The organism is Variovorax cryoconiti (assembly GCF_051216395.1).
GTDB lineage: Bacteria > Pseudomonadota > Gammaproteobacteria > Burkholderiales > Burkholderiaceae_C > Variovorax.
Genome location: NZ_JBPJZI010000002.1, coordinates 209,964 through 236,636, shown reverse-complemented (window position 1 = coordinate 236,636; position 26,673 = coordinate 209,964). Strand labels below are relative to the sequence as shown.

Here is a 26,673-nt window from a genome sequence, read left to right as displayed (position 1 = left end):
TATGCGCCGACATCACGCCTGCGGCTTCACGCTCATCGAACTCATGGTCGCCATCGCGGCCATGGCGCTGCTCGCCCTGATGAGCTGGCGCGGGCTGGACGGCATGACGCGCGCGCAGACCGTCACGCAGGCGCGCGGCGATGCGGTGCTCACGCTGCAGACCACGCTGTCGCAATGGGCGACCGACCTGGACGCGACCATCGCGCTCACGCAGCTGCAGCCAATCGACTGGAACGGCAGCGTGCTGCGCATCACCCGCCGCAGCGGCGACAGCACCCGGCCCGCGGTGGTCGTGGTGGCATGGACGCTGCGCACCGATGCGGCCACCGGCGCGCAATGGCGACGCTGGCAGTCGCCCGAGGTCACGACGCGCGCCGACTGGCAGCAGGCCTGGGAACGCGCCGCCACGTGGGCGCAGGACGGCGGCGCCGTCGCCAGTGGCGCCGAACTCATGCTCATGCCGCTGGAAAGCTGGCAGCTCTTGTACTTCCGCAATGGCGTCTGGACGGCAGCGGTCAATGCCGACGGCATGGCGAACGCCCTCCCCGACGGCATCCGCCTGGTGCTGAACCTGCCGCCGGGCACCGGCCTGACCGGTGTGCTGACCCGCGACTGGGTGCGGCCGACCGCCGCGGTGCCCAAGACATGACCATGCGCCCGCGCTGCACGCACCGCCCCCACCCTGCCCGTCAGGCCGGCGCCGCCCTGCTGGCCGCCATGCTCACGGTCACGCTGGTCGCCACCTTCGCGGCCGGCGCGTTGTGGCAGCAGTGGCGCGCGACCGAGGTCGAGGCGGCCGAGCGAGCGCGGGTGCAGGCCGCCTGGGTGTTGATCGGCGCGCTCGACTGGTCACGGCTCATCCTGCGGGAAGACGGGCGGTCGGGCAGCGCGACCAGCGGCACCGACAACCTGAGCGAGCCGTGGGCGGTTCCGCTCGAGGAAGCGCGGCTGACGAGCTTCCTGGCCGGCGACAAGAACGTCTCGGCCGACGAGCTCGATGGCCTGCCCGATGCCTTCCTCTCGGGCCGCATCGTCGATGCGCAGTCCAAGCTCAACGTGATGAACCTGGTGGAGAACGGCAAGCCGATGCCTGAGGCGGTCGCATCGTTCACCAAGCTGTTCGAACTGCTGGGGCTGCCGACGCAGGAGGTCATGGTCATGAGCAGCGCCTTGCAACGCGCCAAGCCGGCGCCGGCCAACCCCGCCACCGGCGGCGTCTCGGCCACCGCGCCGACGGACGACAGCACGGCGCCGCTGATTCCGCAGCAGCTCGCGCAGATCGTGTGGCTGGGCGTCTCGCCGAGCACGGCGGCGGCGCTGGAACCCTACGCCACTGTGCTGCCGAACACGACCAAACTCAACGTCAACACCGCCAGCGCGGAAGCCCTCTTCGCGGCCGTGCCCGAACTCGATCTGGCCGGCGCACGGCGCGTGGTGCTGCAACGCGCCAGCGGCTATTTCAAGTCGCCGGCCGACGCATTCCCGGCCACCGGCACCAAGCCCATCACCACCACGGCGCTCGGCGTGTCGACCGCGTTCTTCGAAGTCCACGGCCGCCTGCGGCTGGAAAACCACTGGGTCGACGAGCATTCGCTGGTGCAGCGCAACGGCACCGACCTGACCATCCTCTGGCGCGAACGTGGCGCCGGCGCCACGGTGACTCCCGGCAAACCGGGAACTCGAACGTTCTGACACAGTTTTAAGTTAAAAAACCCTGCCAAGGTCCGTCCGGATTGCCTTGATCGCTATCAAGTCCATAGCATTTCGGCGCCGTCGACTTCTACAATGGCGACCCCTTTCTTCTTACCGATCCCATGCCGCTTCTGATCGTCACCCTCCCACCCCCTCCGGTCCCGGCCGGCGGCGAGTTTGGCTGGGTGATGTGGTCCAGCGACGGGCGCAAGTACCGTTCGCGCGGCAGCGCCCTGCCCTCGCTGCTGCCGACCAGCGACGAGGTCACGCTGACGCTGCCCGCTGCGGCGCTGTCGTGGCACCAGGTCACGCTGCCGCAGGGCAGCCTGAACGGCGCGACGCGGCTGCGTGCGGTGCTCAACGGCCTGCTAGAAGACCGCCTGCTCGACGAACCCGACAGCCTGCACTTCGCGCTCGAGCCCGACGCCGCCGTCGGCAAGCCGGTCTGGGTGGTGGCGTGCAACCGCGCCTGGGTGCGCGGCGCGGTCCAGGCGCTCGAAGCGGCCGGCCGCCGCGTCACGCGCATCGTTCCCGAATTCACGCCGCAGCCGGCCGGCGCGCCGCCGATGGTGTTCGCGACAGGCGATGCCGACGACGCGTTCATCACCGTCTGCGACGCGCAAGGTGTTCTCACGCTGCCGCTCGACAGCGCTGTGCTGACGACCCTGGGCGCTTTGCCCGAAGGCGCGAATGCACTGGCTGAGCCGGCCGTGGCCGAGCAGGCCGAGCGCCTGCTGGGTCGGCCCGTGCCGATCGTGAAGCCCGCGGTGCGCTGGCTCGAAACCACGCGTACCGGCTGGGACCTGGCGCAGTTCGACCTGGCCTCCACCGGCCGCGCCCGCGCCGGCAAGAAGCTCGGTGCGATTGCGCAAGCCCTGTGGCGCGCGCCGCAGTGGCGCGCCGCGCGCTGGGGTGCGCTGATGCTGGTGCTCGCGCAACTCATCGGCGTCAACGCCTGGGCCTGGAAAGAGCGCAACGCCCTCGAAGCCAAGCGCGGCAGCATCCGCAGCATCCTGGCCCAGACTTTTCCCTCGGTGCAGATCTACGAACCGCAGGTGCAGATGACACGCGAAGTCGCCACCCTCCAGCAGGCCACCGGCGGCATCTCCCCGGCCGACCTCGAGCCGATGCTCGCGGCCCTGGCTGTCAGCCTGCCGGCCGGCAAGCTGCCGACCGCCATCGACTACAGCGCCGGCCAGTTGCGGCTGCGCGGCCTGGGGCTCGGCATGGCCGACACCAATGCGCTGTCGACGACGCTCGCCTCGCGCGGCTACAACGCGCGCAGCGAGGGCGACCTGCTGCTGGTACAGGCCGAGGCCACCCGATGAACGCCTGGATCGAAGCCCTGCAAGCCCGTTGGCAGGCGTGGTGGCCCGAGCTCGCCCCGCGCGAACAGCGCATGGTCGTCATCGCCGGGACGCTGGTGCTGCTGGCGCTGGTCTGGTGGGTCGCGCTGGCACCCGCCCTGCGCACGCTGGCCACTGCGCCGGCCGCCCATGCGGAACTCGACGCGCAACTCCAGCAGATGTCCGCGCTGCAGATCCAGGCCAAGGCGCTGCAGTCGCAGCCGCGTGCCAACCGCGAAGACGCGTTGCGCGCGCTCGAAACCTCGGTGCGCCAGGGCCTGGGGCCGAACGCCCAGATCCAGGTGGCCGGTGCCGGCGCCGGCGACGGCGTGCTGGTCACGCTGCGCGCCACGCCGGCCGACGGTCTCGCGCAATGGCTGGCGCAGGCGCGCGGCAATGCCCGGGCGGTGCCGCGCGAAGTGCACCTGACGCGAACGCAGGGCGGCGCGCAAGCGCCGGTGCGCGCGCCGGGCGCCTTCCCGAGCGGACCGGGTGCCGCCAATGCGGCGGCCGCTGCGACAGCGGCGGCGGCCGCTGCAGCAGACACGCGCGTGCGCTGGGACGGCACGCTCGTCATGAACCTGCCGGCGCGCTGACACCCGATGGCCACCGCTTCCGTTCCCCCATCCCCCGGTGCCCACGGCTGGCGCTGGGCGTTGCTGGGCGGGCTGATCGGCGCGGCGATCGCGCTGACGCTCTATGCACCCGCTCGCTGGCTGGCCGCGCTGCTGGCCAGCGCGACGGGCGACCGGCTGCAGTTGGTCAACGCACGCGGCACCGTCTGGAACGGCACGGCCGGCGTGGTGTTCTCCAGCGGCGCCAGCGGTGCCGAATCAATCTCGCTGCCCGGCACGCTCGACTGGACCGTGCGCCCACGCTGGGGCGCGCTCGACGCGACGCTGCGCCTGCCCTGCTGCGCGCCCCAACCGCTTCGCCTGCTGGCCCGCCCCGGCGCCGGTGGCGCCCAGCTCGACTGGCGCGACGGCACGTCCCGTTGGCCGGCTGCCTTACTCAGCGGCTTCGGCGCACCGTGGAACACGCTCAAGCCGGAAGGCACGCTCGACCTGGCCACGCAGGGCCTGGTCATGGAGTTCAAGGGCGACCAGCTCGGCGTGACCGGCCGTGCCACGCTCGACGCGACCGACATCGCGTCGAGTCTCTCCACGCTGCGGCCGATGGGCAGCTACCGCATCACCGTCGACGGCGGCCCGACGCCGACACTTCTGCTCACCACGCGCGAAGGCAGCCTGCAGCTCAATGGCAGCGGCCGCTGGAACGGCCGCGCCATGCGCTTCGACGGCGAGGCCAGCGCGGCCCCGGGCCGTGAAGACGCACTGTCGAACTTGTTGAACATCATCGGGCGGCGCCAGGGGGCGCGCTCGCTCATCACACTGGGTTGACCATGAAGCCATTCCCCTCCTTCGGCACGCGCCTTCGCCTCGTCGCTCTGGCGGCGCAGCTGCTGCTGACGACCGGCATTCCGCCCGCCTTCGCGCAGGACGGCGCACCGCGCCGCGGCGAGCCGATCACCCTGAACTTCAGCAATGCCGAGATCGAATCGGTGGCGCGCACGATGGCCGTGATCACCGGCCGCGACGTGGTGGTCGATCCGCGCGTCAAGGGCACGATCAACCTGCAGACCGACCGCGCCATCGCGCCGGCCGCGGCCTTCAACCAGTTCGCCGCCGCGCTGCGCCTGCAGGGCTTCGCGGTGGTACAGGCTGACGGCCTCTACAAGGTGGTGCCCGAAGCCGACGCCAAGCTGCAGAGCAGCGCCGTGACCACCTCGATCGGTGCCGCCGCGAACCTGAGCGGCAACCAGATCGTGACGCAGGTCTTCAAGCTCAACTACGAAGCCGCCAACAACCTGCTGCCGGTGCTGCGCCCGCTGATCGCGCCGAACAACACCATCAACGTGAACCCCGGCAACAACTCGCTGGTGATCACCGACTACGCCGAGAACATGCGCCGGCTGGCGCGCATCATCGCCGCGCTCGACGTGCCCAACGCGTCCGACATCGAAGTCATTCCGCTGAAATACTCGATCGCCACCGACATGGTGCCGCTCGTCACGCGCCTGGTCGAAGGCGGCAGCGGCACCGGGGCTGGGGCCGCTGCACCCGGCACGGCCGATGCCACCTTCCGCACCACGCTGCTGGCCGACCCGCGCAGCAATTCACTGATCCTGCGCGCGGCCAACCCGGCACGCGCGCAGCTGGTGCGCACGCTGGTCGCCAAGCTCGACCGGGCGCCGGAAATCGGCAGCAACGGCGACGCCGGCAACATCTACGTGGTCTACCTCAAGAACGCCGACGCGGTGAAGCTGGCCGTCACCTTGCGTGCAGCCATGTCGAGCGATGCGCGGGGCGGCGCGGGGGCGAACGCGGGCGGCGCCAATGCGCTCGCCAGCACCGGCACCACGCAGCAGCAACCCACCAACCTCAGCCAGAACCAGCAGGGTTTGAGTGGCGGCCTCAGCAGCGCCGCCACGGCACCGCTGAACAACAACAACCAGCCGTCCACCGGCGGCCAGATCCAGGCCGACCCGACGACCAATTCGCTGATCATCACCGCGGCCGAGCCGCAGTACCGCCAACTGCGCGCGGTCATCGACAAGCTCGACGGACGTCGTGCGCAGGTGATGGTCGAGAGCCTGATCATCGAGGTCAACGCGAACAAGGCGGCGGAGTTCGGCGTCCAGTGGCAGACCGCCATCGGCGCCACCGGCGCGGTCGGCAACAACTCGAGCCTGGCCGGCACCAACATCTTCAACCTGAGCTCGGCCACATCGGGCACGGGCACGGCGCAGCAACCGTCGAGTGGCTTCAACATCGGTCTGGGCACCACCGTCGGCGGCGTCAGCGTGCTCGGCCTGGTGGCACGCGCACTGCAAAGCAATGGCGAAGGCAACGTGCTGTCGACGCCCAACCTGCTCACGCTGGACAACGAAGAAGCGAAGATCATCATCGGCCAGAACGTGCCCTTCGTCACCGGACAGTACGCCAGCACCAACGGCAGCAGCTCGACCGTCAACCCGTTCACCACCGTCGAGCGCAAGGACGTGGGCCTGACGCTGCGCGTGAAGCCGCAGATCAACGAGAACGGCACGATCAAGATGCAGATCTTCCAGGAGGTCTCGAACGTTGACCCGGCATCGCGCACCGACGTGAACGGCCTGACCACCAACAAGCGCAGCATCGAGTCGAACGTGCTGGTGGAGAGTGGCAGCATCGTCATGCTCGGTGGCCTGCTGCAGGACGACTATTCGGGCGGCACCGAGAAGGTGCCGTTGCTGGGCGACATCCCGGTGCTGGGCAACCTGTTCAAGAGCGAAACCCGCCGCCGCAACAAGACGAACCTGATGGTCTTCCTGCGGCCCGTGGTGATGCGCGACGCCCAGAGCGCCAGCGCCTTCGCGCTCGACCGCTACGACGCGATCCGCACGATGCAGCAGACCTTGCAGCCCGATAGCAACGTGGTCATGCGGGCGGTGCCCGAATCGGCCATCCTGCCGCCGCTGCCGCTGGTCACCGATGACGGTGGCGACCGCCGCATCGAAGGCACGCGCCTGATTCCGCCGCCCCTGGCACCGGCCAGTTCGCAGTTGGGCAACAGTCCGCTCCGGGGCGCGCTGCCGCCCACGGCCGACCCCACGAGCCGCCGCGAACTGCCCTGAGAACGCCGAGAGCCCACACCCCGCGATGCGCTACCCCCTGCCCTACGCCTTTGCGCGTGCCCAGCAACTGCTTCTGGAAGAAGCCGACGACGGCAGCTGCACGCTGTGGATGCCCAAGACCCCGCCGCGCAGCGCGCTCAGCGAGGTGTCGCGACGCTTCACCATCAAGGCCTTCGAGCCGCTGCCGGCCGACCAGTTGGCGCAGCGCATCAGCGCGGCCTACGCCAAGGGTGAATCGAACGCCGCCACCGTGGTGAGCGAGGTGCAGGGCGAGGCCGACCTGTCGCGCATGATGCAGGAGCTGCCCGCGGTCGAGGACTTGCTGGAGAGCGCCGGTGACGCGCCCATCATCCGCATGCTCAATGCACTGCTGACGCAGGCCGCGCGCGACGGTGCCAGCGACATCCACATCGAGCCCTACGAGCGCACGTCGTCGGTGCGCTTTCGCATCGACGGCACGCTGCGCGAGGTGGTGCAGCCCAACCGCGCGCTGCATGCTGCGCTGATCTCGCGGCTGAAGATCATGGCCGACCTCGACATCGCCGAGAAGCGCCTGCCGCAGGACGGCCGCATCTCGCTGCGCATCGGCACCCGCGCGGTCGACGTGCGCGTGTCGACGCTGCCCAGCGCGCACGGCGAACGCGCGGTGCTGCGTCTCTTGGACAAGAACGAAAGCAAGCTCACGCTCGAATCGGTGGGCATGCTGGGCGACACGCTCGAGCGCTTCGAGACGCTGATCTCGCAACCGCACGGCATCATCCTGGTGACCGGTCCGACCGGCTCGGGCAAGACCACCACGCTGTACTCGGCGCTGGCCCGGCTCGATGCCAGCCGCAGCAACATCATGACCGTCGAGGACCCGATCGAGTACGAACTGGCCGGTGTCGGGCAAACGCAGGTCAACGCCAAGATCGAGCTGACCTTCGCCAAGGCCCTGCGCGCCATCCTGCGGCAGGACCCGGACGTGATCATGATCGGTGAAATTCGCGACTTCGAGACCGCGCAGATCGCCATCCAGGCCTCCCTCACCGGCCACCTGGTGCTGGCCACCTTGCACACCAATGACTCGGTCAGCGCCGTCACACGGCTGACCGACATGGGCGTCGAACCCTTCCTGCTGAGCTCGTCGCTGCTGGGCGTGCTCGCGCAGCGGCTGGTGCGCAAGCTCTGCCCCGTCTGCGCCGCGCGCACCGACAGCGGCGAGTTCGCACCGGTCGGCTGCGAGGCCTGCGGCCACACCGGCTACCAGGGCCGCACCGGCATCTTCGAGCTGCTGGTGGCCGACGATGCGGTGCAGTCGCTCATCCACAGCCGCGCGCCCGAAAGCCAGATCTTCGTGGCGGCCGAACGCGGTGGCCTGCGCTCGATGCGCGAAGACGGCGAGCGACTGGTACAGGCGGGCATCAGCTCGCGGGCCGAGTTGTTGCGCGTGACCCGAGACTGAAGTGCCCGCCTATTCCTTCGAGGCCATCGACGCGCAGGGCAATCCGCGCAAGGGCGTGCTCGAGGCCGACACCGCACGCAACGCGCGCGGCATGTTGCGCGCACAGAAGCTCATTCCGCTCGAGGTCACGGTGGTCGGCAATGCCGCCGCGCAGCGCAAGGAGAGCGGCGGCTGGCGCCGCCTCTTCGGCGGTGGTCGCGTCTTCAACACGACCGAGCTGGCGGTGTGGACGCGGCAGATCGCCGGGCTCGTGTCGTCGGGCCTGCCGCTGGAACGCGCACTCACCGCGCTCACCGACGAGGCCGAGCGCGAGAACCAGCGCAACCTGGTCGCGTCGCTGCGTGCCGAGGTCAACGCCGGCTCGCCCTTTGCGCGCGCACTGGCGCAGCACCCGCGCGAGTTCTCGCCGATCTACACGGCGGTGATCGGCGCCGGCGAGCACAGCGGCAACCTCGGCCTGGTGCTCGAACGCCTGGCCGACGACCTGGAGCAGCGCCAGGCGCTGCAGCAAAAGCTGGTCGGCGCGGCGCTGTACCCGGCCATCGTCACGCTGGTGGCGATCGTCATCGTGATCTTTCTGGTGAGCTACGTGGTGCCGCAGGTGGCCAACGTGTTCGCCGGCACCAAGCGCGCGCTGCCCTTCCTCACCGTCGCGATGCTGGCCATCAGCGACTTCGTGCGCAACTACGGCTGGGCGATGCTCATCGCCATCGTCGTCGGCGTGGTCGCGATGCGCACCGCGCTCGCGCGGCCCGCCTTCCGCGAGAAGTTCGATGCGGCCTGGCTCGAGCTGCCGCTGGTCGGCAAGCTGGCGCGCGGCTACAACGCGGCGCGTTTCGCGAGCACGCTCGCGATGCTGGCGACCGCCGGCGTGCCGATCCTGCGCGCGCTGCAGGCTGCTGCCGAAACGCTCGGCAACCGCGCCATGCGGGCCGATGCCCTCGATGCGCTGGTGCTGGTGCGCGAAGGTGCGCCGCTGGCCTCCGCCCTCGCGCAGAAAAAGCGTTTCCCCGGCATCGTCTCGATGTTCGCGCGCCTGGGCGAACAGACCGGCACGCTGCCGCTGATGCTGCAGCGCGCGGCCACGCAGCTGGGCGCCGAGGTGCAGCGCCGCGCGATGCACCTGGCCACCATCCTCGAGCCGCTGCTGATCGTCGGCATGGGTGGCGTGGTGATGCTGATCGTGCTGGCGGTGCTGATGCCGATCATCCAACTGAACCAGTTCGTGAAATAAGACCGTAAGACGGATTGAGTTGATTGGTCAGTCGTGATTGGGGCGACTCCATGCAAATCAGGCTTGGTAGACGAGTACCATCAAGTTACATATAAGAACTTGAGGGAGGAAATCCGATGGCTCATCGCCTTCAGCTTCGGCACGTCACGTCGCAGGGCTTGCTGTTTCTATGCGAAATTTGTTCTGGCATCCAGGCCATGCTGCAGAGTTGCCGAGGCCGATTCAAGGAATTGGTCAACTCAGATTTCACGGTATCCAGGGATCACCCGACGCGCTTGTGCCGAGCGACAACGGCGTGGACGGATGCCGACATTCTGCGTACATTGAGATTGGTAAAGACCCTCACCACGGTACCCGCTGAAGTATGAGTTCGTTCCCAACGGGGACGGTCGCACCACAGCGCCCTTTGGAAGCGGGGAAGTGAGTTGCGACGGCACTGGAACGGTCACCCCTATACCTCCAAACCCCTTGCCGGCTAGTACCGGCCCCGCGGCTCATCAGGGGAGCTTCACGTGTACGGAGCGCCTAGGCAATGGGAATCCCGTCCCCCGGAATCTATGGGCTTCGAAGGGCTACATTGCCCCAATCCGCGAAATCCAAGGACCCTCGCCACTCATGTGGGGCTCGCCCGGCTCTTCGTACGCTTGTGTATGCGACACGCTGTTCAAGCCCAATCTTCGCTGGAATGCCCAGCATGGCTACTGCATGATCTCGCGGCCAGTAACCATCGGGTTCTTTAATGGGGTCTGGAACACATCCAAGCAGGCCAAGGATGGCCTGACGGCGCTCAAGGAATTGGTCGGCCCAAGCTATCGCGACACGCCCATCCGCTACGAGAACTTCTACAACCAGACGGGCCAGGGCACGTCCAGCACCTCGCTGCAAGACATCGCCGAAACCTTCGCGCAGCGCGGTACCGAACTCGACGGCGTGCTCAACAACCGGTGGGAGCAGCATTGGGACCTGGTGGCCGGCCGGCATGGCGATCCCAATTCGTTGACGGGCAGTCTGATCAGCGGCCTGGGCAACGGCGCGGCGGCGCTGGCGCGCCTGATCGACGCCACCTTCAACGCCACGCTGGGCCAGATCGTCGCCGGTTGGGCCCGCATGCTCACCGACCCGCCCACCGGTGCCGACATGGGTGCGCAACTGGCAAAACTGCGAGCGCTGGCCGATGAGGAATCGGACTTCGTGCTGGTGGCGCATTCGCAGGGCAACCTGTTCGTCAATGCCGCCTACGACGGCCTGCGCACCAGCCACCCGGACACGAAGGCCAAGGTGGTCCACGTGGCGCCGGCATCGCCCACGGTGCGCGGAGATCACGGCCTGTCGAGCTTCGATATTGTGATCAACGGCCTGCGGGTGCAGGGCATCACCAGTGTGCAGCCCGCCAACTGGAGCATTCCCTTCAGCATGGTGGACGCCAGCGGCCACACCTTGGTCGCGACCTACCTCGACGCCGCCCGCGAGGGTCGCGCCAAGGTCAAGGCCTTGATTGACAGCGCCCTCGACGGGCTGTGATGGCGTGCATGAAACCAGGGAGAACAAAATGAACACCAACCGAACGTCTCATCTGCTAGCGGCCTCGACCATCCGTACTGCCTTCGCCGCCGTGCTGCTGGCCTTGCTGGCCGCCTGCGGCGGGCGCGGCAATGACAGCGTGCCAGCTCCCGTGGGAACGCCAACGGCCACGGCGCTGGCCACGGGCCCTGGCACCGTGCCGCCCCCGGCGAGCGCGGCATCCGCGCCGACCCTGGCGCAGCAGATTGCATCGCTGGAACGCAGCGGCGCCTATCCCACGCTCGACCGCACTAGCGACATCACAGGCCCCGACTCCAATGCCAACGGCGTGCGCGACGACATCGAGACATGGATCAATGCGCAGCCGGTCAATGACGGACAGCGAAGGGCGCTTATGCAGAAAGCTCGTTCCTTGCAGAGGACCCTGACCATAGATCTCAAGGACCAAGCTGCGCTACAGAAAGCGGATGACGGTCTAGCCGCCTCCTCCAAATGCGGGGGTGACAATTTTCCAGACTATGCGATGTTCTCCAAGTTCGCTGGAAAGATCGAAGCAATGACGGCGAACACGAAGGAACGTGCCGCGCGCTACATGCAGTACAACGCTGCTCGTTCAGGAAGCTCGACCACGCGTCCATCGGGTGATGCCTGCGAGTTGTGATGTGCGCCTCGGATCGAGAATGCTTAGCCCCTATGTGGCGTACCAGACTCCGTAACGCAGCGCTGATCGCTCTTGTCTGGATCGTTGTCGCCATCCCGGCAGGTCGGGGGATGTGCGACGATTTCGAGTATCCAGTGGAGCGTGCCACTTGTCACATGGTGCTTGCACCTATCCTTGTGATGGGCCTGGTTGGCGTCGCCTACACTCAAATCACCTCGGCACTGAAGCTGAATTTCCGTTGGTTCAATCCGTTTCTGATCTGACCGAGAAAAGCCGCTAGAAAACGATCAGCCATGCCAGTCACCCTTGACGACAAGCTCGTTGTCGCGATCTCCTCGCGGGCGCTGTTCAACCTCGAGGAAGAGAACCGGCTCTTCGAGTCCGGTGACCCCGACGGGTACATGCGGCTGCAGTACGAGCGGCTCGACGTGCCCGCGCAACCGGGCATTGCGTACTCGCTGGTACAGAAGCTGCTGCGCTTCAACGACGACGGCGTGCAGCGCGTCGAGGTCGTCATCCTCTCGCGCAACGATCCGGTGTCGGGCATGCGCATCTTTCGTTCCAGCACCGCCGCCGGCATCAAGTTGCAGCGCGGCGTGTTCACGCAAGGCCGCGCGCCCTTCGGGTACCTCCGGCCGCTGCGTGCGCATCTCTTTCTCTCTGCCAACGCGGAGGACGTGCGGGAAGCGCTGCATGCCGGCTTCCCCGCCGCGCGCGTGCTGGTCGAATCGGTCAAGGCCAGCGACGCCTTTCCGAACGAGGTGCGCATCGCCTTCGACGGCGACGCCGTGCTCTTCAGCGACGAGGCCGAGCGCGTGTTCCAGGCCGAGGGGCTCGATGCTTTCCAACTGCACGAGTCGAGCAAGGCGAAACTGCCGTTGCCCGAAGGACCCTTCAAGCCACTGCTCGCCGCCCTGCATCGGCTGCAGATGGCCGGCAACGCATCCATGCGGATCCGCACCGCACTGGTCACCGCACGCAGCGCACCCGCGCATGAGCGCGCCATCCGCACGCTCATGAACTGGAACGTGCGCGTCGACGAGGCGATGTTCCTTGGCGGCCTTCCCAAGGGCGAGTTCCTGCGCGAATTCGAGCCCGATTTCTTCTTCGACGACCAGACCGGCCACGTCGATGCCGCCGCGCGCCACGTGCCTTCGGGCCACGTGTCGAGCGGCATCAGCAACGCCTGACACATCGTTGCAAGCGCGCTCGCCGCGCCTGTGCCGTCACGGCGGCGCCATGCGGCGGTCATCGGCACTTCATGGCCGCGTCATGCCGCGTCCCTAGTCTAGCGGTCCGATGCGCGCACCCATTTGCGTGCCGCACTCCGACAACAACAAGCGCGATTCGAGCGCCACGTCCACCGCCATGCCCCACGCCGACCGTCTTTCTCCGCGCGCCGCGCGCCATCTCATGCTCGCACTCCTGACCTGCGCGCTTGTCGCCTGCGGTGGCGGCGACAGCAGCACGGGTTCGCCCGCCACACCCGCCCAACCTGCGACACCCGAGACCCCCGTCAAGCCCGAGATGCGCTGCGCGCCCTGACCCTGCCTCCCAGAACAACCATGACCTCACGACGCAACTTCCTGCGCGGCTCCGCTTCGGCCGGCATCGCCGCCGCCACGCTCGCCGCCTTCCCGCCTGCCATCCGCCGCGCACTCGCCATCCCCGCCAACAACAAGACCGGCACGATCAACGACGTCGAACACGTCGTGATCCTGATGCAGGAGAACCGCGCGTTCGACCACTACTTCGGCACACTGGGCGGTGTGCGTGGTTTCGGCGACCGCTTCACGATCCCGCTGCCCAAGGGCATGAACGTCTGGCAGCAAAGCGATGCCGGCGGCAAGCCGATCTACCCCTTCCACCTCGATGGAACGAAGGGCAATGCGCAGCGTGCGAACGGCACACCGCACGAATGGAACGACAGTCAAGACGCCTGGGATGGAGGGCGCATGTACCAGTGGCCGCGCTACAAGAACCCCATTTCCATGGGCTACTTCGAGGAAGGCGAGATCCCGTTCCAGTTCGCCTTGGCCAATGCCTTCACGCTCTGCGACGCCTACCACTGCGCGATGCACACCGGCACCGACGCCAACCGGTCCTTCCATATCACCGGCACCAACGGGGCGGGGCCCACGAGCACGGCCTTCGTCAACAACGAGTGGGACTGGATCGACGGACAGGCGGCCTCCGTCAACACCGGCTACACCTGGAAGACTTACGCCGAACGCCTCGAAGAAGCCGGCGTCAGCTGGATCAGCTACCAGAACATGCCCGATGAATGGGGCGACAACATGTTGGGCGCATTCCGGAAGTTTCGGCAAGCGAACATCGCCTCGGGCTTCCCGGTGTCGAGCGGCGGCGCCCCCAACAGCGCCTATGCGAACACCGGCCAGGCCTTGCCGTACAAGGCCTACGACCCGGCGACGGACAACGCGGCAAACCCGCTGTACAAGGGCATCGCCAACACCTTGCCGGGGACGCAGCCCGAGCAGTACCTGGACGCCTTCAAGCGCGACATCCGCGAGGGCAGGCTGCCGGCCGTGTCATGGCTCAACGCCCCTTCGATTTACTGCGAGCATCCCGGGCCCTCGACACCGGTGCAAGGCGCCTGGTTCCTGCAGGAAGTGCTCGATGCCCTGACCGCCGCGCCAGAGGTCTGGAGCAAAACCGTGCTGCTGGTGAATTTCGACGAGAACGACGGCTACTTCGACCATGTCCCCTCGCCGTCGGCACCATCGCCGGACGGCAAGGGCGGTTTTGCGGGCATGACCACGATGCCCGCCGCTGACCTGGGCGTCGAGTACTTCACACATCAACGACCGTTGGGCAGCAGCAGCACCAAGCAGCCGGTACCGGACGGCCGGGTCTACGGCCCCGGTCCGCGCGTGCCGATGTTCGTCATCTCGCCCTGGAGCCGCGGCGGCTGGGTCAACTCGCAGGTGTTCGACCACACCTCGGTACTGCGCTTCCTCGAGACCCGGTTCGGCGTGCAGGAGCCGAACATCAGCGCCTACCGCCGAGCCGTCTGCGGCGACCTCACCAGCGCCTTCAACTTCGCGACGCCCAACAGCGAGCAGCTGCCGGTGCTGACCGGCCGCAAGAGCAAGGCCGAGGCCGACGCGCTGCGCACGCAGCAGGAAGCACTCGCGCAGCTTGCACCGCCTGCGACGCAACTGCTGCCACGCCAGGCCACGGGCACCCGGCCGTCGCGCGCGCTGCCCTACGAACTGCACGTGAGCGCGCGCAGCGACACCGTGGCCGGCACGATGCGCCTGCTGTTCGCCAACACCGGCAAGGCCGCCGCCGTGTTCCATGTCTATGACCAGCTGCATCTCGACCGCCTGCCGCGCCGCTTCATGGTGGAACCGGGCAAGACGCTGGACGACAGCTGGGCCGCGATGGCCGACGACGCGGGCCGCTACGACCTGTGGGTGCTCGGCCCGAACGGCTTCCACCGCAGCTTCAAGGGCGACCTGAACACGCTGCGTGCCGCCGGTGCGACGTCGCCCGAGGTGCGCGTCTGCTACGACATCGCCAATGGCAATGTCTACCTCACGATGAGGAATGCAGGCCAGAAACCGGCCACCTTCACGGTGCGGGCCAAGGCCTACCGCAACGATGGCCCGTGGACCGTCACGGTGCCGGCGGGCGCATCGATCGACCAGCATTGGGACCTGGCCGGCAGCGGCCAGTGGTACGACTTCGTCGTGAGCTGTGACAGCGATACGAGCTACCAGCGCCGCTTCGCCGGCCGGGTCGAGACCGGCAAGCACACGGTGAGCGATCCGGCGCTCGGACTGGGCGACCTCTGAGCGGTCGCGCAGCGGCAGCTTAAGCCGCGCCTAAGCGAAGCCACGAAGGTCGGGGCTAGGATGTGCAACATTGCGCTCGAAAGCGCCCACGATGACTGCCCCACCGATGTCCGACCCCGCGCGCTCCGCCTCGTTCCTCGACACCCTGCGCCGCATCGGCCGGCTCGCCGCGCCCTACTTCCGCTCGGAAGAGAAATGGAAGGCGCGCGGCCTGCTGATCGGTGTCGTGGCGCTGAACCTGTGCACGGTCTATGTGACAGTGCTCCTCAACGATTGGAGCCGCGTCTTCTACGACGCGGTGCAGGCCAGAAACCAACCGGTGTTCTGGACGCAGCTGCTGCACTTCACCTACATCGCGATGGCCGGCATCCTGGTGGCCGTTTTCAAGTTCTATCTCACGCAGTTGCTCCAGGTGCGCTGGCGCGCCTGGATGACGCGCAGCTACCTCGGCCGCTGGCTCGAAAACCGGACCTTCTACCGGCTCGAGCTGGCGCGCTATGCGCAGACGCCGACCGGCACGGGCCAGCCCGCGAACCCGGACAACCCCGACCAGCGCATCCAGGAGGACATGCAACTCTTTACCGACTACACGGTGACGCTCTCGATGGGCATCCTCAATTCGGTCGTGACGCTGGTGACCTTCATCGGGATCCTCTGGGGCCTGTCCGGCCCGCTGGCATTCAGCCTGGGCGGTCATGACCTGTCGCTGCCGGGCTACATGGTCTGGGTCGCGGTGATCTACTGCGCGGTTGGCACCGCCATCACCCACTACATCGGGCGGCCGCTGATCGGGCTCAACTTTCGGCAGCAGCGCTTCGAGGCCGACTTCCGCCACCACCTGGTCCGGGTGCGCGAGCACAGCGAGGCGATCGCGCTCGACAGGGGCGAAGCCGTCGAGCACCGTCAGCTCGACACGCGCTTCTCGAGCGTGCTGCGCAACTACATCTCGCTCATCAAGCAGCAGAAAAACCTGGTGGCTTTCACCGCGTCCTTCGGGCAGCTGTCCGTCGTCTTCCCCTTCTTCCTCGCGGCGCCGCGTTTCTTCAGCGGAGGGATCCAGTTCGGCGAGCTGATGCAGATCTCGCGCACTTTCGGCACGGTGCAGGAAGCACTCTCGTGGTTCGTCGACAACTACGACCGCGTGGCCGTCTGGCGCGCCACCGCCGACCGGTTGACCACCTTCGACGACGCCATGCGCGCGCATGCCCAAACCGACAGCGCGCTCCAGCGGCAAGACGCCGACATGCTCCACACCGAGGACCTCGACGTGGCCTTGCCGACCGGCGTGCAATTGCTCAGCCATGCGGCGCTGTCGGTCCGCCCAGGCGACACCGTGCTGCTGCAGGGCCCCTCGGGCAGCGGCAAGTCGACGCTGTTCCGGGCCTTCGCCGGTATCTGGCCGTTCGCGCAGGGCACCGTCGGCGTGCCAAGCGACACCATGTTCATCCCCCAGCGCCCCTACGTGCCGGACGGCACGCTGCGCGATGCGCTGACGTACCCGAACGACGCCGCCGGCTACGACGACGATGCACTGCGCCAAGCCCTGAACGACGCGCTGCTGCCCGAACTCGCGACGCGGCTGGACGACAGCGATGCCTGGAGCCAGAAGCTGTCCGGTGGCGAACAGCAACGCCTGGCCATCGCGCGCGTTCTGCTCAAGAAGCCGGCCTGGGTGTTTGCCGACGAGGCCACCAGCGCGCTCGACGAAGCGGCCGAAGCCACGGTGTACCAGCGCCTCGTGGCGCAGGTCAGGGAAGGCGGCGGCGCCCTCGTCTCGATCGCGCACGGTAAGACGCTCGGCGCCTTCCACGACAAGCGCTGGACCCTGGTGCCGTCGACCGACGGCGCCGCTGCGCGCTACACGGTCGCGTCGACGTAACCTGCCCACCCCGCGGCGCGCAGCTCGCACGCCGGGCACGCACCGCAGCCGTAGCCCCAGGCGTGCCGCTGCGTGCGGTCGCCCTGGTAGCAGGTGTGGGTCTCTTCGACGATCAGGTCGACCAGTGCGTCGCCCCCGAGCCGGTGCGCCATCGCCCAGGTCTGCGCCTTGTCGATCCACATCAGCGGCGTCTCGATGACCAGGCGGCGGTCGAGGCCGAGCGACAGCGCGAGCTGCATTGCCTTCATCGTGTCGTCGCGGCAATCGGGGTAGCCGGAGTAGTCGGTCTCGCAGACGCCGGTGACGATCACCTGCAGCCCGCGCCGGTAGGCCAACGCGCCGGCCAGCGTGAGGAACAGCAGGTTGCGCCCTGGCACGAAGGTGTTGGGCAGGCCGTCGGCCTGCATGGCGAAGGCGACCTCGTCGGTGAGGGACGAACCGCCGATCTGCGAGAGCGAATCGACGCTCAGCAGGTGGTCGTCGCCGAGCCGCGGTGCCCATTCGGGAAAGCGCTCGCGCAGCTGCGTGCGCACGGTGTGCCGCACGTCCATCTCGATGCGGTGGCGCTGGCCGTACTCGAAGCCCAGCGTCTCGACGCGCTCGTAGCGGCTGAGCGCGTCGGCCAGGCAGGTGGTCGAGTCCTGCCCGCCGGAGAAGAGAACGAGGGCGGTGGTGTGCATGGGCGTTTTCCTTGAAGCAGACGCCCGAGTTTCGCAGCCAGGGCCTGCTAACGCTATTTCCGGAGTTGCGGAAATAGCATTAGCAGGCCCTAGAGGAAACGCTCCAGCAGCCGGCGTGACGCGCGGTCGAGCGCCTTCACGTCAGGGATGCGGAACTGCACCCCGTGCGCGCTGGCAATGAGCAGCGCGCCGCCTTCCAGCCGCCGGATGTCCTCTTCGGCCTTGAGCACGAAGCTCGTCTCGCCACGGTCGGTACTCACCTGCCAGGTGCTCGGCACGCCGAAGCTCGACACGGTGTGCAGCTTCAAGAGCGTCGGTGCGAAATCGCGTGCGGCAAGTTCGGCGTCGAGCAGCGCGCGCGTCGCCGCAGGCAGCGCGTCGATGCGGTCGACCCACACGCACTCGCGCCCGTCGGCACCGACCAGCGACAACCCTTCGCCGGGCGCGCTCAGTGGAAAGGCGCGCACCGGCACGATGCCTTCGTGGCGCTGGCCTTGCGCATCGATGAGCACCAGGCGGCCGAAGGCGTCGCGTTCGAGTTGGAAATCAGGATTCATGGCGCTCATCACGCATCTCCTGCGGGATGCGCCGCATGGTTGCTCAGAGCCACCGCGACGCCGGTGCGCTCGGCCACCGCGCCATCGCTGGCCTCTTCATCGGCCTGCCGCAGCTGCGCCTGGTAGAGCCGCCAGTACGCGCCCTCCTTTGCCATCAATGCGTCGTGCGGGCCGACCTCGACCACCTCGCCGCGGTCCATCACGACCAGGCGATCGGCCTTGCGCAGCGTCGACAGGCGGTGCGCGATGGCGATGGTGGTGCGGCCCTTCACGAGGTTGTCGAGCGCCTTCTGGATTTCCTTTTCGGTCTCGGTGTCGACCGCGGACGTGGCCTCGTCGAGGATCAGGATGCGCGGGTCGATCAAGAGCGCACGCGCGATGCTGATGCGCTGGCGCTCGCCGCCCGACAGGCCCTGGCCGCGCTCGCCGACCAGCGAGTCGTAGCCGTGCGCGAGCCGCAGGATGAAGTCGTGCGCATGCGCCGCGCGCGCGGCCGCGACGATTTCCTCGCGCGTCGCATCGGGCTTGCCGTAGGCGATGTTCTGCGCGATGGTGCCGAAGAAGAGAAAGGGCTCCTGCAGCACCAGCCCGACATGGCGCCGGTAGTCGGCCACGGCGAAGCGGCGGATGTCGGTGCCGTCGACCAGGATCGCGCCGTCGGTCACGTCGTAGAAGCGGCAGATCAGGTTGACCAGCGTGCTCTTGCCCGAGCCGCTGTGGCCGACCAGGCCGATCATCTCGCCGGGTTCGATGACCAGGTCGAGGTCGCGGATGACCGCGCGCGAGCCGTAGCGGAAGCCCACGTCCTTCATTTCGATGCGGCCCGTGACTTGCGCGAGCTTCACCGGGTTCGCGGGCTCGGGTACGTTGCTCACATGGTCGAGGATGTCGAAGATGCGCTTGGCACCGGCCGCCGCCTTCTGCGTGACCGACACGATGCGGCTCATCGAATCGAGCCGCGTGTAGAAGCGCCCGATGTAGGCGATGAAGGCGGTGAGCACACCGACCGTGATGCTGCCGCGCGCCACCTGCCAGATGCCGAAGCCCCAGACCACCAGGAGGCCGATCTCGGTCAGCAGCGACACGCTGGGCGTGAAGAGCGACCAGGTCTTGTTGAGCTTGTCGTTGACCTGCAGGTTGTAGGCGTTGGCAGCATGAAAGCGGTCGGCCTCGCGCTTTTCCTGCGCGAAGGCCTTGACCACGCGGATGCCGGGGATGGTGTCGGCCAGCACGTTGGTCACCTCGCTCCACACGCGGTCGATCTTCTCGAAGCCGGTGCGCAGCCGGTCGCGCACCACGTGGATCATCCACGCGATGAAGGGCAGCGGCACCAGCGTGACGACCGCCAGCAGCGGGTTGATCGACACCAGGATGACGGCGGTCATCACGATCATCAGGACGTCGGTCAGGAAGTCGAGCGCGTGCAGCGACAGGAACACGTTGATGCGGTCGGTCTCGGAGCCGATGCGCGACATCAGGTCGCCGGTGCGCTTGCCGCCGAAGTAGTCGAGCGGCAGCGTCAGCAGGTGCTCGTAGGTGGTGGTGCGCAGGTCGGCGCCGATGCGCTCGGACACCAGCGCCAGCAGGTAGGTGCGCGCCCAGCCCAGGCCCCAGCCGGTGAGCGCTGCTGCCAACAGGGCGACCAGGAACATCACGACCTTGCCGATCGGGATCTGATGGCCGTTCTGGAACGGGATCAGGATGTCGTCCATCAGCGGGATCGTCAGGTACGGCGGCACCAGCGTGGCCGCGGTCGAGGCCAGCGTGAGCAGGAAGCCGGCGATCAGTTGCTTGCGGTAGGGCCTGGCGAAGCGGCCGAGGCGCAGCAGCACCCAGGTCGAGGGCGGTGGCTGCAGTTCGGGCTCGGCCGCCAGGTCGTCGGGATCAGCAGAAGCGCTGGTGTCGGCGACGCCGACCACCTGCTGTTCGAAGCGCTTGAGCAGGCGCAGCGCGGCGGGTTGCTGTGCCAGGGTGTAACGCCAGCGCGCCAGCGGGCCGGGTGTGCCGAGCAGGTCGAGTGTGCCCACGCCAGCGTGGTCGGCCAGCTGCAACTGCAGGTCTGGGGCGAGCGCCCACTCACGCCATGTGCCATCCGGGCCGCGGCTGAGCAGGCGGCGGTCGGTCAAGGCCAGCAGGCTGTCCGCAAACCGAAGTTCACCGTCGAGGTCAACCGCCAGCGTTGCCAGAACGTTCTCGGCGGCTGTAAGCCGGCTTTTCAGCGCGTCTGGAGCCGTTCCCGCTTCGCCCTCCGGGGTGCCGACTGGATCGTGATGTTGCATTGTGTTTCTGTGTCTCTGACCCGTCGCGGGCCCCGTCAAGGCGCCCGCCCGGCGCCGATTCTGATCCATCGCCATGGGCGCGCCTGAAGGCGCCCGCGTGCTCGGCCCCAGCACCACGAACGTTTCCATGACCCGTTTCGACGACATCCGCCTGCTGCGCACGCGCTATCTGCGTGGCCCCAACCTCTGGACCTACCGACCGGTGCTCGAAGTCTGGCTCGACCTCGGCCAGTTGGAGGATTTCCCGTCGAACCTCATCCCCGGCTTCACCGACCGCCTGACAGCGCTGCTGCCGGCGCTGATCGAGCACCACTGCGGTGTCGGCGAGCGCGGCGGCTTCATCCAGCGGCTGAACGAAGGCACCTGGGCCGGCCACGTGCTGGAGCATGTCGTGATCGAACTGCTCAATCTGGCGGGCATGCCGACCGGCTTCGGGCAAACCCGCAGCACCTCCAAGCACGCCGTCTACCGCATGGTGTTCCGCGCCCGCGACGAACAGGTGGCGCGCGCCGCGCTGGCCGAGGGCCACCGCCTGCTGATGGCCGCCATCAACGACACGCCCTTCGACGCTGCCGACGTGCAGCGCGCGGTCGATGCGGTCAAGGCCAAGGTCGAGGACTGCTACCTCGGCCCGAGCACCGCCTGCATCGTGGGCGCCGCCGCCGACCGCGGCATCCCGTACACGCGGCTCAACAGCGGCAACCTGGTGCAGCTGGGCTACGGTGCCGCGCAGCAGCGCATCTGGACGGCCGAGACCGACCACACCAGCGCCATCGGCGAATCGATCGCCAGCGACAAGGAGCTCACCAAGTCGCTGCTGCAGGCCTGCGGCGTGCCGGTGCCCGAAGGCCAGGTGGTCGAGAGCGCCGAAGAAGCCTGGGACGCCGCCGAGGACATCGGCCTGCCGGTGGTGGTGAAGCCGTCGGACGCCAATCACGGCCGCGGCGTGTCGCTCGAACTGACGACGCGCGAAGAAGTCATGGCCGCCTTCGCGGTGGCCGAACCCGAAGGCAGCGACGTGATGGTCGAGCGCTTCGTGCGCGGCCACGAGCACCGCCTGCTGGTGGTCGGCGGCCAGGTGGTCGCGGCCGCGCGCGGCGACGTGATCACCGTGACCGGCGACGGCAGCGCCACCGTGGCGGCGCTGATCGACAGCCAGCTCAACAGCGACCCGCGGCGCGGCGCCGAGGAAGAATTCCCGCTGGACGTGATCGACCTCGCGACCGACGCCAAGCTGCAGCTCGAACTCAAGCGCCAGAGCCTCGACGGCGCATCGGTGCCGGCCAAGGGCCAGGTGGTGACGATCCAGCGCAACGGCAACCTGAGCGTCGATTGCACCGACCAGGTCCATCCCGAAGTGGCCCATGCGGCCGTGCTGGCCGCGCGCATCGTCGGCCTCGACATCGCCGGCATCGACCTGGTGGCCGAAGACATCTCGCGGCCGCTGGCGGCGCAGCGCGGCGCCATCGTCGAAGTCAACGCCGGCCCCGGCCTGCTGATGCACCTGAAGCCGGGGGTCGGCTCGCCGCGCCCGGTGGGCCGCGCCATCTGCGACCACCTGTTCCCGCTGGCCGACGACGACGGCCCGGCCGGCCGCATCCCGGTCGTGGGTGTGGCCGGTTCACGCGACACCGCCGTGCTGGCGCGCCTGGTCGCGTGGCTGACCGGCCTGGGCGGGCGCCACACCGGCCTGGCCTGCGCTGACGGCCTGTTCCTGGAACGCCGCCGGGTCGACGCACGGCCCAGCGCCACCTGGGACGCCGGCCACCGGCTGCTGGTCAACCGCGCGGTCGAGGCGGTGGTGATCGAGAACGGCGCCGCATCGATCCTGCGCGACGGGCTGGCCTACGACCGGTGCCAGATCGGCATCGTGACCGATCTCGACGGTTTCGAAACGCTGGCCGAATTCGACATCACCGAGAGCGACCAGATGGTGAAGGTGCTGCGCACGCAGGTCGATGTGGTGCTGCCCGAAGGCACCGCGGTGCTGAACGCGGTCGACCCGCGCGTGGCCGGCCTGGCGCCGCTGTGCGACGGCGCGGTCATCCTCTATGCCTCGGACGTCGGCGCCCCCGCGCTCATCGACCACCAGGCCGCCGGCGGCAAGGCCGTGCTGGTGCGCCAGGACCGCGTGGTGCTGGCCAACGGCAGCAGCGAATCCTTCCTGCCGGGCCTGGGCCGGCTCACCGTCTGGCGCGCCACGCACGTCGGCGTGAGCCTCGACGTGCTGCTCGCGGCCGTGGCCACCGGTTGGGCGCTGGGCATTCCGCTCAACCTGATCGGCGCCGGCGCGGAGGCATTCGAGTCGGACCTGCAGGCGGCGCTCGCGTCGCTGCAGCTGTCGCAAAGCGTGCCCTCGCCCATCCCCCAATTCGCCTGACGATTCGACGGCCCACGAAGGCCGCAGAGGTTTCAACGCCATGGAAGTCACCCGCATCCGCGCCCTGCGCGGGCCCAATCTCTGGAGCCGCCACACCGCCATCGAGGCGGTCGTCGCGTGCCAGCGCCACGAGAACGCCATCGAGCAGCTGCCCGGTTTCGAGACGCGCCTGCGGGCGCTGTTCCCGACCATCGGCGAGCTGCACCCGATGGTGCTCGGCCAGCCGCTGTCGCTGGCGCATGTGCTGGAGAACGCCGCGCTGGCGCTGCAGTCGCAGAGCGGCTGCAGCGTGATCTTCGGACGCACCACGCGCACGCTGGAAGACGGCGTGTACCAGGTCGTGGTGCAGTACTGCGAAGAGGCCGTCGGCCGCCGCGCGGTCGCACTGGCCACCGAACTGATCGGCGCCGCGCTGAACGACGGCGCCTTCGACGCACAGGCGGCGATCGCCGAACTGCGCGACCTGGACGAGTCCGAACGCCTCGGCCCGAGCACCGGCTCGATCGTCGACGCCGCCGTGGCGCGCGGTATTCCGTACCGCCGCCTCACGCGCGGCAGCCTGGTGCAGTTCGGCTGGGGTTCGCGCCAGCGCCGCATCCAGGCGGCCGAGGTCGACAGCACCAGCGGTGTGGCCGAAGCCATCGCGCAGGACAAGGAACTCACCAAGCAGTTGCTCAACGCCGCCGGCGTGCCGGTGCCGCTGGGCCGGCCGGTGAGCGACGCCGACGACGCCTGGGCCGCGGCCATGGAGATCGGCCTGCCCGTGGTGGTGAAGCCGCAGGACGGCAACCAGGGCAAGGGCGTGACGGTCAACATCGTGACGCGTGAGCAGTTGAACGCCGCCTTCGATTCCGCCGCGGCCTATGGCGAAGTGATGGTCGAGAAATTCCTGCCGGGCTTCGACTACCGCCTGCTGGTGGTGGGCGACCGGCTGGTGGCCGCGGCGCGGCGCGATCCGCCGCAGGTGATCGGCGACGGCACGCACACCGTGCGCCAGCTGGTCGACACGGTCAACCTCGACCCTCGCCGCGGCGAAGGCCACGCCACCTCGCTTACGAAAATCCGGCTCGACGACATCGCCGTCGGCCGGCTCGAGGCGCAAGGCCTCACGCCCGACAGCGTGCCCGCGCGCGGCCAGCGCGTGGTGCTGCGCAACAACGCCAACCTGTCGACCGGCGGCACCGCCACCGACGTGACCGACACGGTGCACCCCGAGGTTGCCGCGCGCGCGGTCGACGCGGCGCAGATGGTCGGCCTGCACATCTGCGGCGTCGACATGGTCTGCGAGAACGTGCTGCGTCCGCTCGAAGAGCAGCACGGCGGCGTGGTCGAGGTCAACGCCGCGCCCGGCCTGCGCATGCACATCTCGCCCTCCTTCGGCCGCGGCCGCGCGGTCGGCGAAGCCGTGATGGACACGCTGTATGCGCACGGCGACGACGGCCGCATCCCGGTCGTGGCGGTCACCGGCACCAATGGCAAGACGACGACGGCGCGCCTGATCAACCACCTCCTTGCCTCCAGCGGGCTGCGCACGGGCATGACCAACACCGACGGCGTGTGGGTCGATGGCCGCCAGACCGACAGCGGCGACTGCAGCGGCCCCAAGAGCGCGCGCAACGTGCTGCTGCATCCCGAGGTCGATGCGGCCGTGTTCGAGGTGGCCCGCGGCGGTGTGCTGCGCGAGGGCCTGGGCTTCGACCGCTGCCAGGTGGCGGTGGTCACCAACATCGGCAGCGGCGACCACCTGGGGCTGAACTACATCACCACGGTCGAAGATCTGGCGGTGCTCAAGCGCGTGATCGTGCGCAATGTGGCCGACCACGGCTACGCGGTGCTCAACGCCGCCGACCCGAACGTCGCGGCGATGGCCGCCAGTTGCCCCGGCCACGTCATCTTCTTCACCGCCGACCGCCAGCACCCCGTGATGGCCACGCACCGCGCGCAGGGCAAACGCACCGTGTACATCGACCGCGACGCGCTGATCGCCGCCGAAGGCTCGTGGCGCGAGCGCGTGCCGCTGCGCGACGTGCCGATCACCCACAACGGCACGCTGCCCTTCCAGGTCGAGAACGTGATGGCGGCCACCGCCGCGGCCTGGGCCGTGGGGCTGGACTGGGACACGATCCGCAGCGGCCTCTCCAGCTTCAAGAACGACGCGGCCGGTGTGCCGGGCCGCTTCAACATGATGACGTACCGCGGCGCGACCGTGATCGCCGATTACGGCCACAACACCGACGCCATGAAGGCGCTGGTGGCCGCCGTGGACACGCTGCCGGCGCAGAGGCGTTCGGTCGTGATCAGCGGTGCCGGCGACCGGCGCGACTGCGACATCCGCGACCAGACCGCCATCCTTGGCGAAGCCTTCGACGACGTGCTCCTCTACCAGGACGCCGCCCAGCGCGGGCGTGCCGACGGCGAGGTGATGAACCTCTTGCGCCAGGGCCTGCAGGGTGCCGGACGCACACGGCACATCGAAGAGATCCGCGGCGAGTTCATCGCCATCGACCGCGCGCTGGAGCGGCTGCAGCCGGGTGACCTGTCGCTCATCCTGGTCGATCAGGTCGAAGAAGCGCTGGCGCATCTGGCGCAGCGCATCGCAGCCGGCTGAACGTCGGAACCGCTTCGGACTGTTCGACCTGTTCGGGGCGCGTGCAAGACGTGTCCCACACCGATTGACGCTCCGCGCACGCCGAGCTCGCCCTGGTGTCCCGCAGCGGGTCGCCCCCGCTCCTTCCAGACTGTGGCTTTCGTGTCATTGGTCGGTGCGGCCATCACGAGCTACAGGAGCCTTTCCATGATCCGTTCGATTCGAACCCTCGGTCTCATCGCATGCGCCGCAGGCGCACTGGCTGGCGCGCCGGCCGTCTTCGCCCAGAGCGCCACGGGCAGCACACAGACGCCCACGCTCATGCCCTGCGATGGCGTCCTGCAGGATCGTGCGGCCTGCCAGCGCGAAGCAGGCGCGGCCAAGCAGGAGGCGCAGCGCAACGGCCTGACCAGCGCGTCGCCGAGTGGTTACGACCAGAACGCGCTGGCGCGCTGCGAATTGCAGCCGATGGCCGATCGCGCCGCCTGCGAGGCACGTGTCAAAGGAACGGGGATGTCGTCGACGGAAGGCAGCGTGCTGGGCGGTGGCGTCATCCGCGAAACCGTCACGCCGATTCCTGCACCGGCGCGCTGATGCGCAGCGCGCGGGCGATCTTCTGATTCAGTGCGCACGCCCGCCGAGCACGGCCTTGGCGATGGTGAGCAGCGCAGTCGTCATCGCACGCGCCCGTGGTGCAAGCATCTGGGCGGCAAGTTGCTCGGCGTTCTGCGTGGATTTCAACTGTTCCCGAGCGCGGCCTCCGGTGGCCACGAAGTCCAACAGCGCGGCGAATTCAGAAGTGTCGGGATCAGGAGAGGACATGGACGGAATCGTAGGGCGCAATGGGCGGGAAAGAACATCCGCCAATCGGCCTAGGGGCTCTGCGCCTTGCAGTTTGTCACGGATTGTGATCTGAAGC

The 26,673-nt window shown here is 68.4% G+C and carries 21 protein-coding genes; 17 read left to right on the top strand and 4 right to left on the bottom strand.

Annotated features, from left to right (window positions below; translation table 11 throughout):
* Window position 1 precedes the first annotated feature (1 nt).
* From ACSFA2_RS05830 to ACSFA2_RS05765, 14 genes are all read left to right on the top strand, one after another.
* A complete protein-coding gene (locus tag ACSFA2_RS05830; protein WP_435454372.1) occupies window positions 2–649 on the top strand; it encodes a PulJ/GspJ family protein in 648 nt (215 codons plus the stop codon).
* Between the two features lie 2 nt (window positions 650–651).
* Window positions 652–1,692, top strand: coding sequence for a type II secretion system minor pseudopilin GspK (gspK, locus tag ACSFA2_RS05825; protein ID WP_435454992.1), 1,041 nt, complete (start codon window positions 652–654; stop codon window positions 1,690–1,692).
* 122 nt (window positions 1,693–1,814) lie between these two features.
* Window positions 1,815–3,020 (top strand): type II secretion system protein GspL, encoded by a 1,206-nt coding sequence (gene gspL / locus ACSFA2_RS05820; RefSeq protein WP_435454371.1) that lies wholly within the window; start codon window positions 1,815–1,817, stop codon window positions 3,018–3,020.
* Window positions 3,017–3,634 (top strand): type II secretion system protein GspM, encoded by a 618-nt coding sequence (gspM, locus tag ACSFA2_RS05815; protein WP_435454370.1) that lies wholly within the window; start codon window positions 3,017–3,019, stop codon window positions 3,632–3,634. The genes gspL and gspM overlap by 4 nt, the downstream gene beginning before the upstream one ends.
* A gap of 6 nt (window positions 3,635–3,640) precedes the next feature.
* Window positions 3,641–4,438 (top strand): type II secretion system protein N, encoded by a 798-nt coding sequence (gene gspN, locus ACSFA2_RS05810; RefSeq protein ID WP_435454369.1) that lies wholly within the window; start codon window positions 3,641–3,643, stop codon window positions 4,436–4,438.
* Between the two features lie 2 nt (window positions 4,439–4,440).
* Window positions 4,441–6,714, top strand: coding sequence for a type II secretion system secretin GspD (gene gspD, locus ACSFA2_RS05805; protein ID WP_435454368.1), 2,274 nt, complete (start codon window positions 4,441–4,443; stop codon window positions 6,712–6,714).
* 25 nt (window positions 6,715–6,739) lie between these two features.
* Complete coding sequence (gene gspE, locus ACSFA2_RS05800; protein ID WP_435454367.1) at window positions 6,740–8,158, top strand: type II secretion system ATPase GspE; 1,419 nt, start codon at window positions 6,740–6,742, stop codon at window positions 8,156–8,158.
* Between the two features lies 1 nt (window position 8,159).
* The gene (gene gspF / locus ACSFA2_RS05795) at window positions 8,160–9,392 is read left to right on the top strand and encodes a type II secretion system inner membrane protein GspF (protein ID WP_435454366.1); all 1,233 of its coding nucleotides are present in this window, start codon (window positions 8,160–8,162) and stop codon (window positions 9,390–9,392) included.
* A 705-nt stretch (window positions 9,393–10,097) separates the two neighbouring features.
* On the top strand, window positions 10,098–10,913 hold the full coding sequence (locus ACSFA2_RS05790) for a hypothetical protein (RefSeq protein ID WP_435454365.1): 816 nt from the start codon (window positions 10,098–10,100) through the stop codon (window positions 10,911–10,913).
* A 28-nt stretch (window positions 10,914–10,941) separates the two neighbouring features.
* Window positions 10,942–11,574 (top strand): hypothetical protein, encoded by a 633-nt coding sequence (locus ACSFA2_RS05785; RefSeq protein ID WP_435454364.1) that lies wholly within the window; start codon window positions 10,942–10,944, stop codon window positions 11,572–11,574.
* A 293-nt stretch (window positions 11,575–11,867) separates the two neighbouring features.
* A complete protein-coding gene (locus tag ACSFA2_RS05780) occupies window positions 11,868–12,764 on the top strand; it encodes a 5'-nucleotidase (RefSeq protein ID WP_435454363.1) in 897 nt (298 codons plus the stop codon).
* Window positions 12,765–12,873: 109 nt separating this feature from the next.
* On the top strand, window positions 12,874–13,119 hold the full coding sequence (locus ACSFA2_RS05775; RefSeq protein ID WP_435454362.1) for a hypothetical protein: 246 nt from the start codon (window positions 12,874–12,876) through the stop codon (window positions 13,117–13,119).
* Between the two features lie 20 nt (window positions 13,120–13,139).
* Entirely contained in the window at window positions 13,140–15,392 is a 2,253-nt protein-coding gene (locus ACSFA2_RS05770) for a phosphocholine-specific phospholipase C (protein WP_435454361.1), read from the top strand.
* Between the two features lie 106 nt (window positions 15,393–15,498).
* Entirely contained in the window at window positions 15,499–17,271 is a 1,773-nt protein-coding gene (locus ACSFA2_RS05765) for an ABC transporter ATP-binding protein/permease (protein WP_435454360.1), read from the top strand.
* Here the strand turns inward: ACSFA2_RS05765 and queC are convergent.
* The 3 genes from queC to ACSFA2_RS05750 form a co-directional block, all read right to left on the bottom strand.
* Window positions 17,250–17,951 (bottom strand): 7-cyano-7-deazaguanine synthase QueC, encoded by a 702-nt coding sequence (gene queC, locus ACSFA2_RS05760; RefSeq protein ID WP_435454359.1) that lies wholly within the window; start codon window positions 17,949–17,951, stop codon window positions 17,250–17,252. The genes ACSFA2_RS05765 and queC overlap by 22 nt on opposite strands.
* A gap of 89 nt (window positions 17,952–18,040) precedes the next feature.
* On the bottom strand, window positions 18,041–18,517 hold the full coding sequence (locus ACSFA2_RS05755; RefSeq protein WP_435454358.1) for a cyanophycin metabolism-associated DUF1854 family protein: 477 nt from the start codon (window positions 18,515–18,517) through the stop codon (window positions 18,041–18,043).
* Window positions 18,517–20,787, bottom strand: a complete 2,271-nt coding sequence (locus tag ACSFA2_RS05750; RefSeq protein WP_435454357.1) for a cyanophycin metabolism-associated ABC transporter — start codon at window positions 20,785–20,787, stop codon at window positions 18,517–18,519. Before ACSFA2_RS05750 ends, ACSFA2_RS05755 begins: the two co-directional genes overlap by 1 nt.
* Before the next feature lie 127 nt (window positions 20,788–20,914).
* On the opposite strand from ACSFA2_RS05750, the gene ACSFA2_RS05745 reads away from it, so the two are divergent.
* The 3 genes from ACSFA2_RS05745 to ACSFA2_RS05735 all read left to right on the top strand — a co-directional run bounded on the left by ACSFA2_RS05745 (window position 20,915) and on the right by ACSFA2_RS05735 (window position 26,348).
* The gene (locus tag ACSFA2_RS05745; protein WP_435454356.1) at window positions 20,915–23,167 is read left to right on the top strand and encodes a cyanophycin synthetase; all 2,253 of its coding nucleotides are present in this window, start codon (window positions 20,915–20,917) and stop codon (window positions 23,165–23,167) included.
* A 40-nt stretch (window positions 23,168–23,207) separates the two neighbouring features.
* The gene (gene cphA, locus ACSFA2_RS05740) at window positions 23,208–25,775 is read left to right on the top strand and encodes a cyanophycin synthetase (RefSeq protein ID WP_435454355.1); all 2,568 of its coding nucleotides are present in this window, start codon (window positions 23,208–23,210) and stop codon (window positions 25,773–25,775) included.
* Window positions 25,776–25,961: 186 nt separating this feature from the next.
* Window positions 25,962–26,348, top strand: a complete 387-nt coding sequence (locus ACSFA2_RS05735; RefSeq protein ID WP_435454354.1) for a hypothetical protein — start codon at window positions 25,962–25,964, stop codon at window positions 26,346–26,348.
* A 27-nt stretch (window positions 26,349–26,375) separates the two neighbouring features.
* On the opposite strand, the gene ACSFA2_RS05730 is transcribed toward ACSFA2_RS05735, so the two are convergent.
* Window positions 26,376–26,576: a hypothetical protein gene (locus ACSFA2_RS05730; RefSeq protein WP_435454353.1), complete on the bottom strand. Its 201-nt coding sequence runs from the start codon at window positions 26,574–26,576 to the stop codon at window positions 26,376–26,378.
* Window positions 26,577–26,673: the final 97 nt, after the last annotated feature.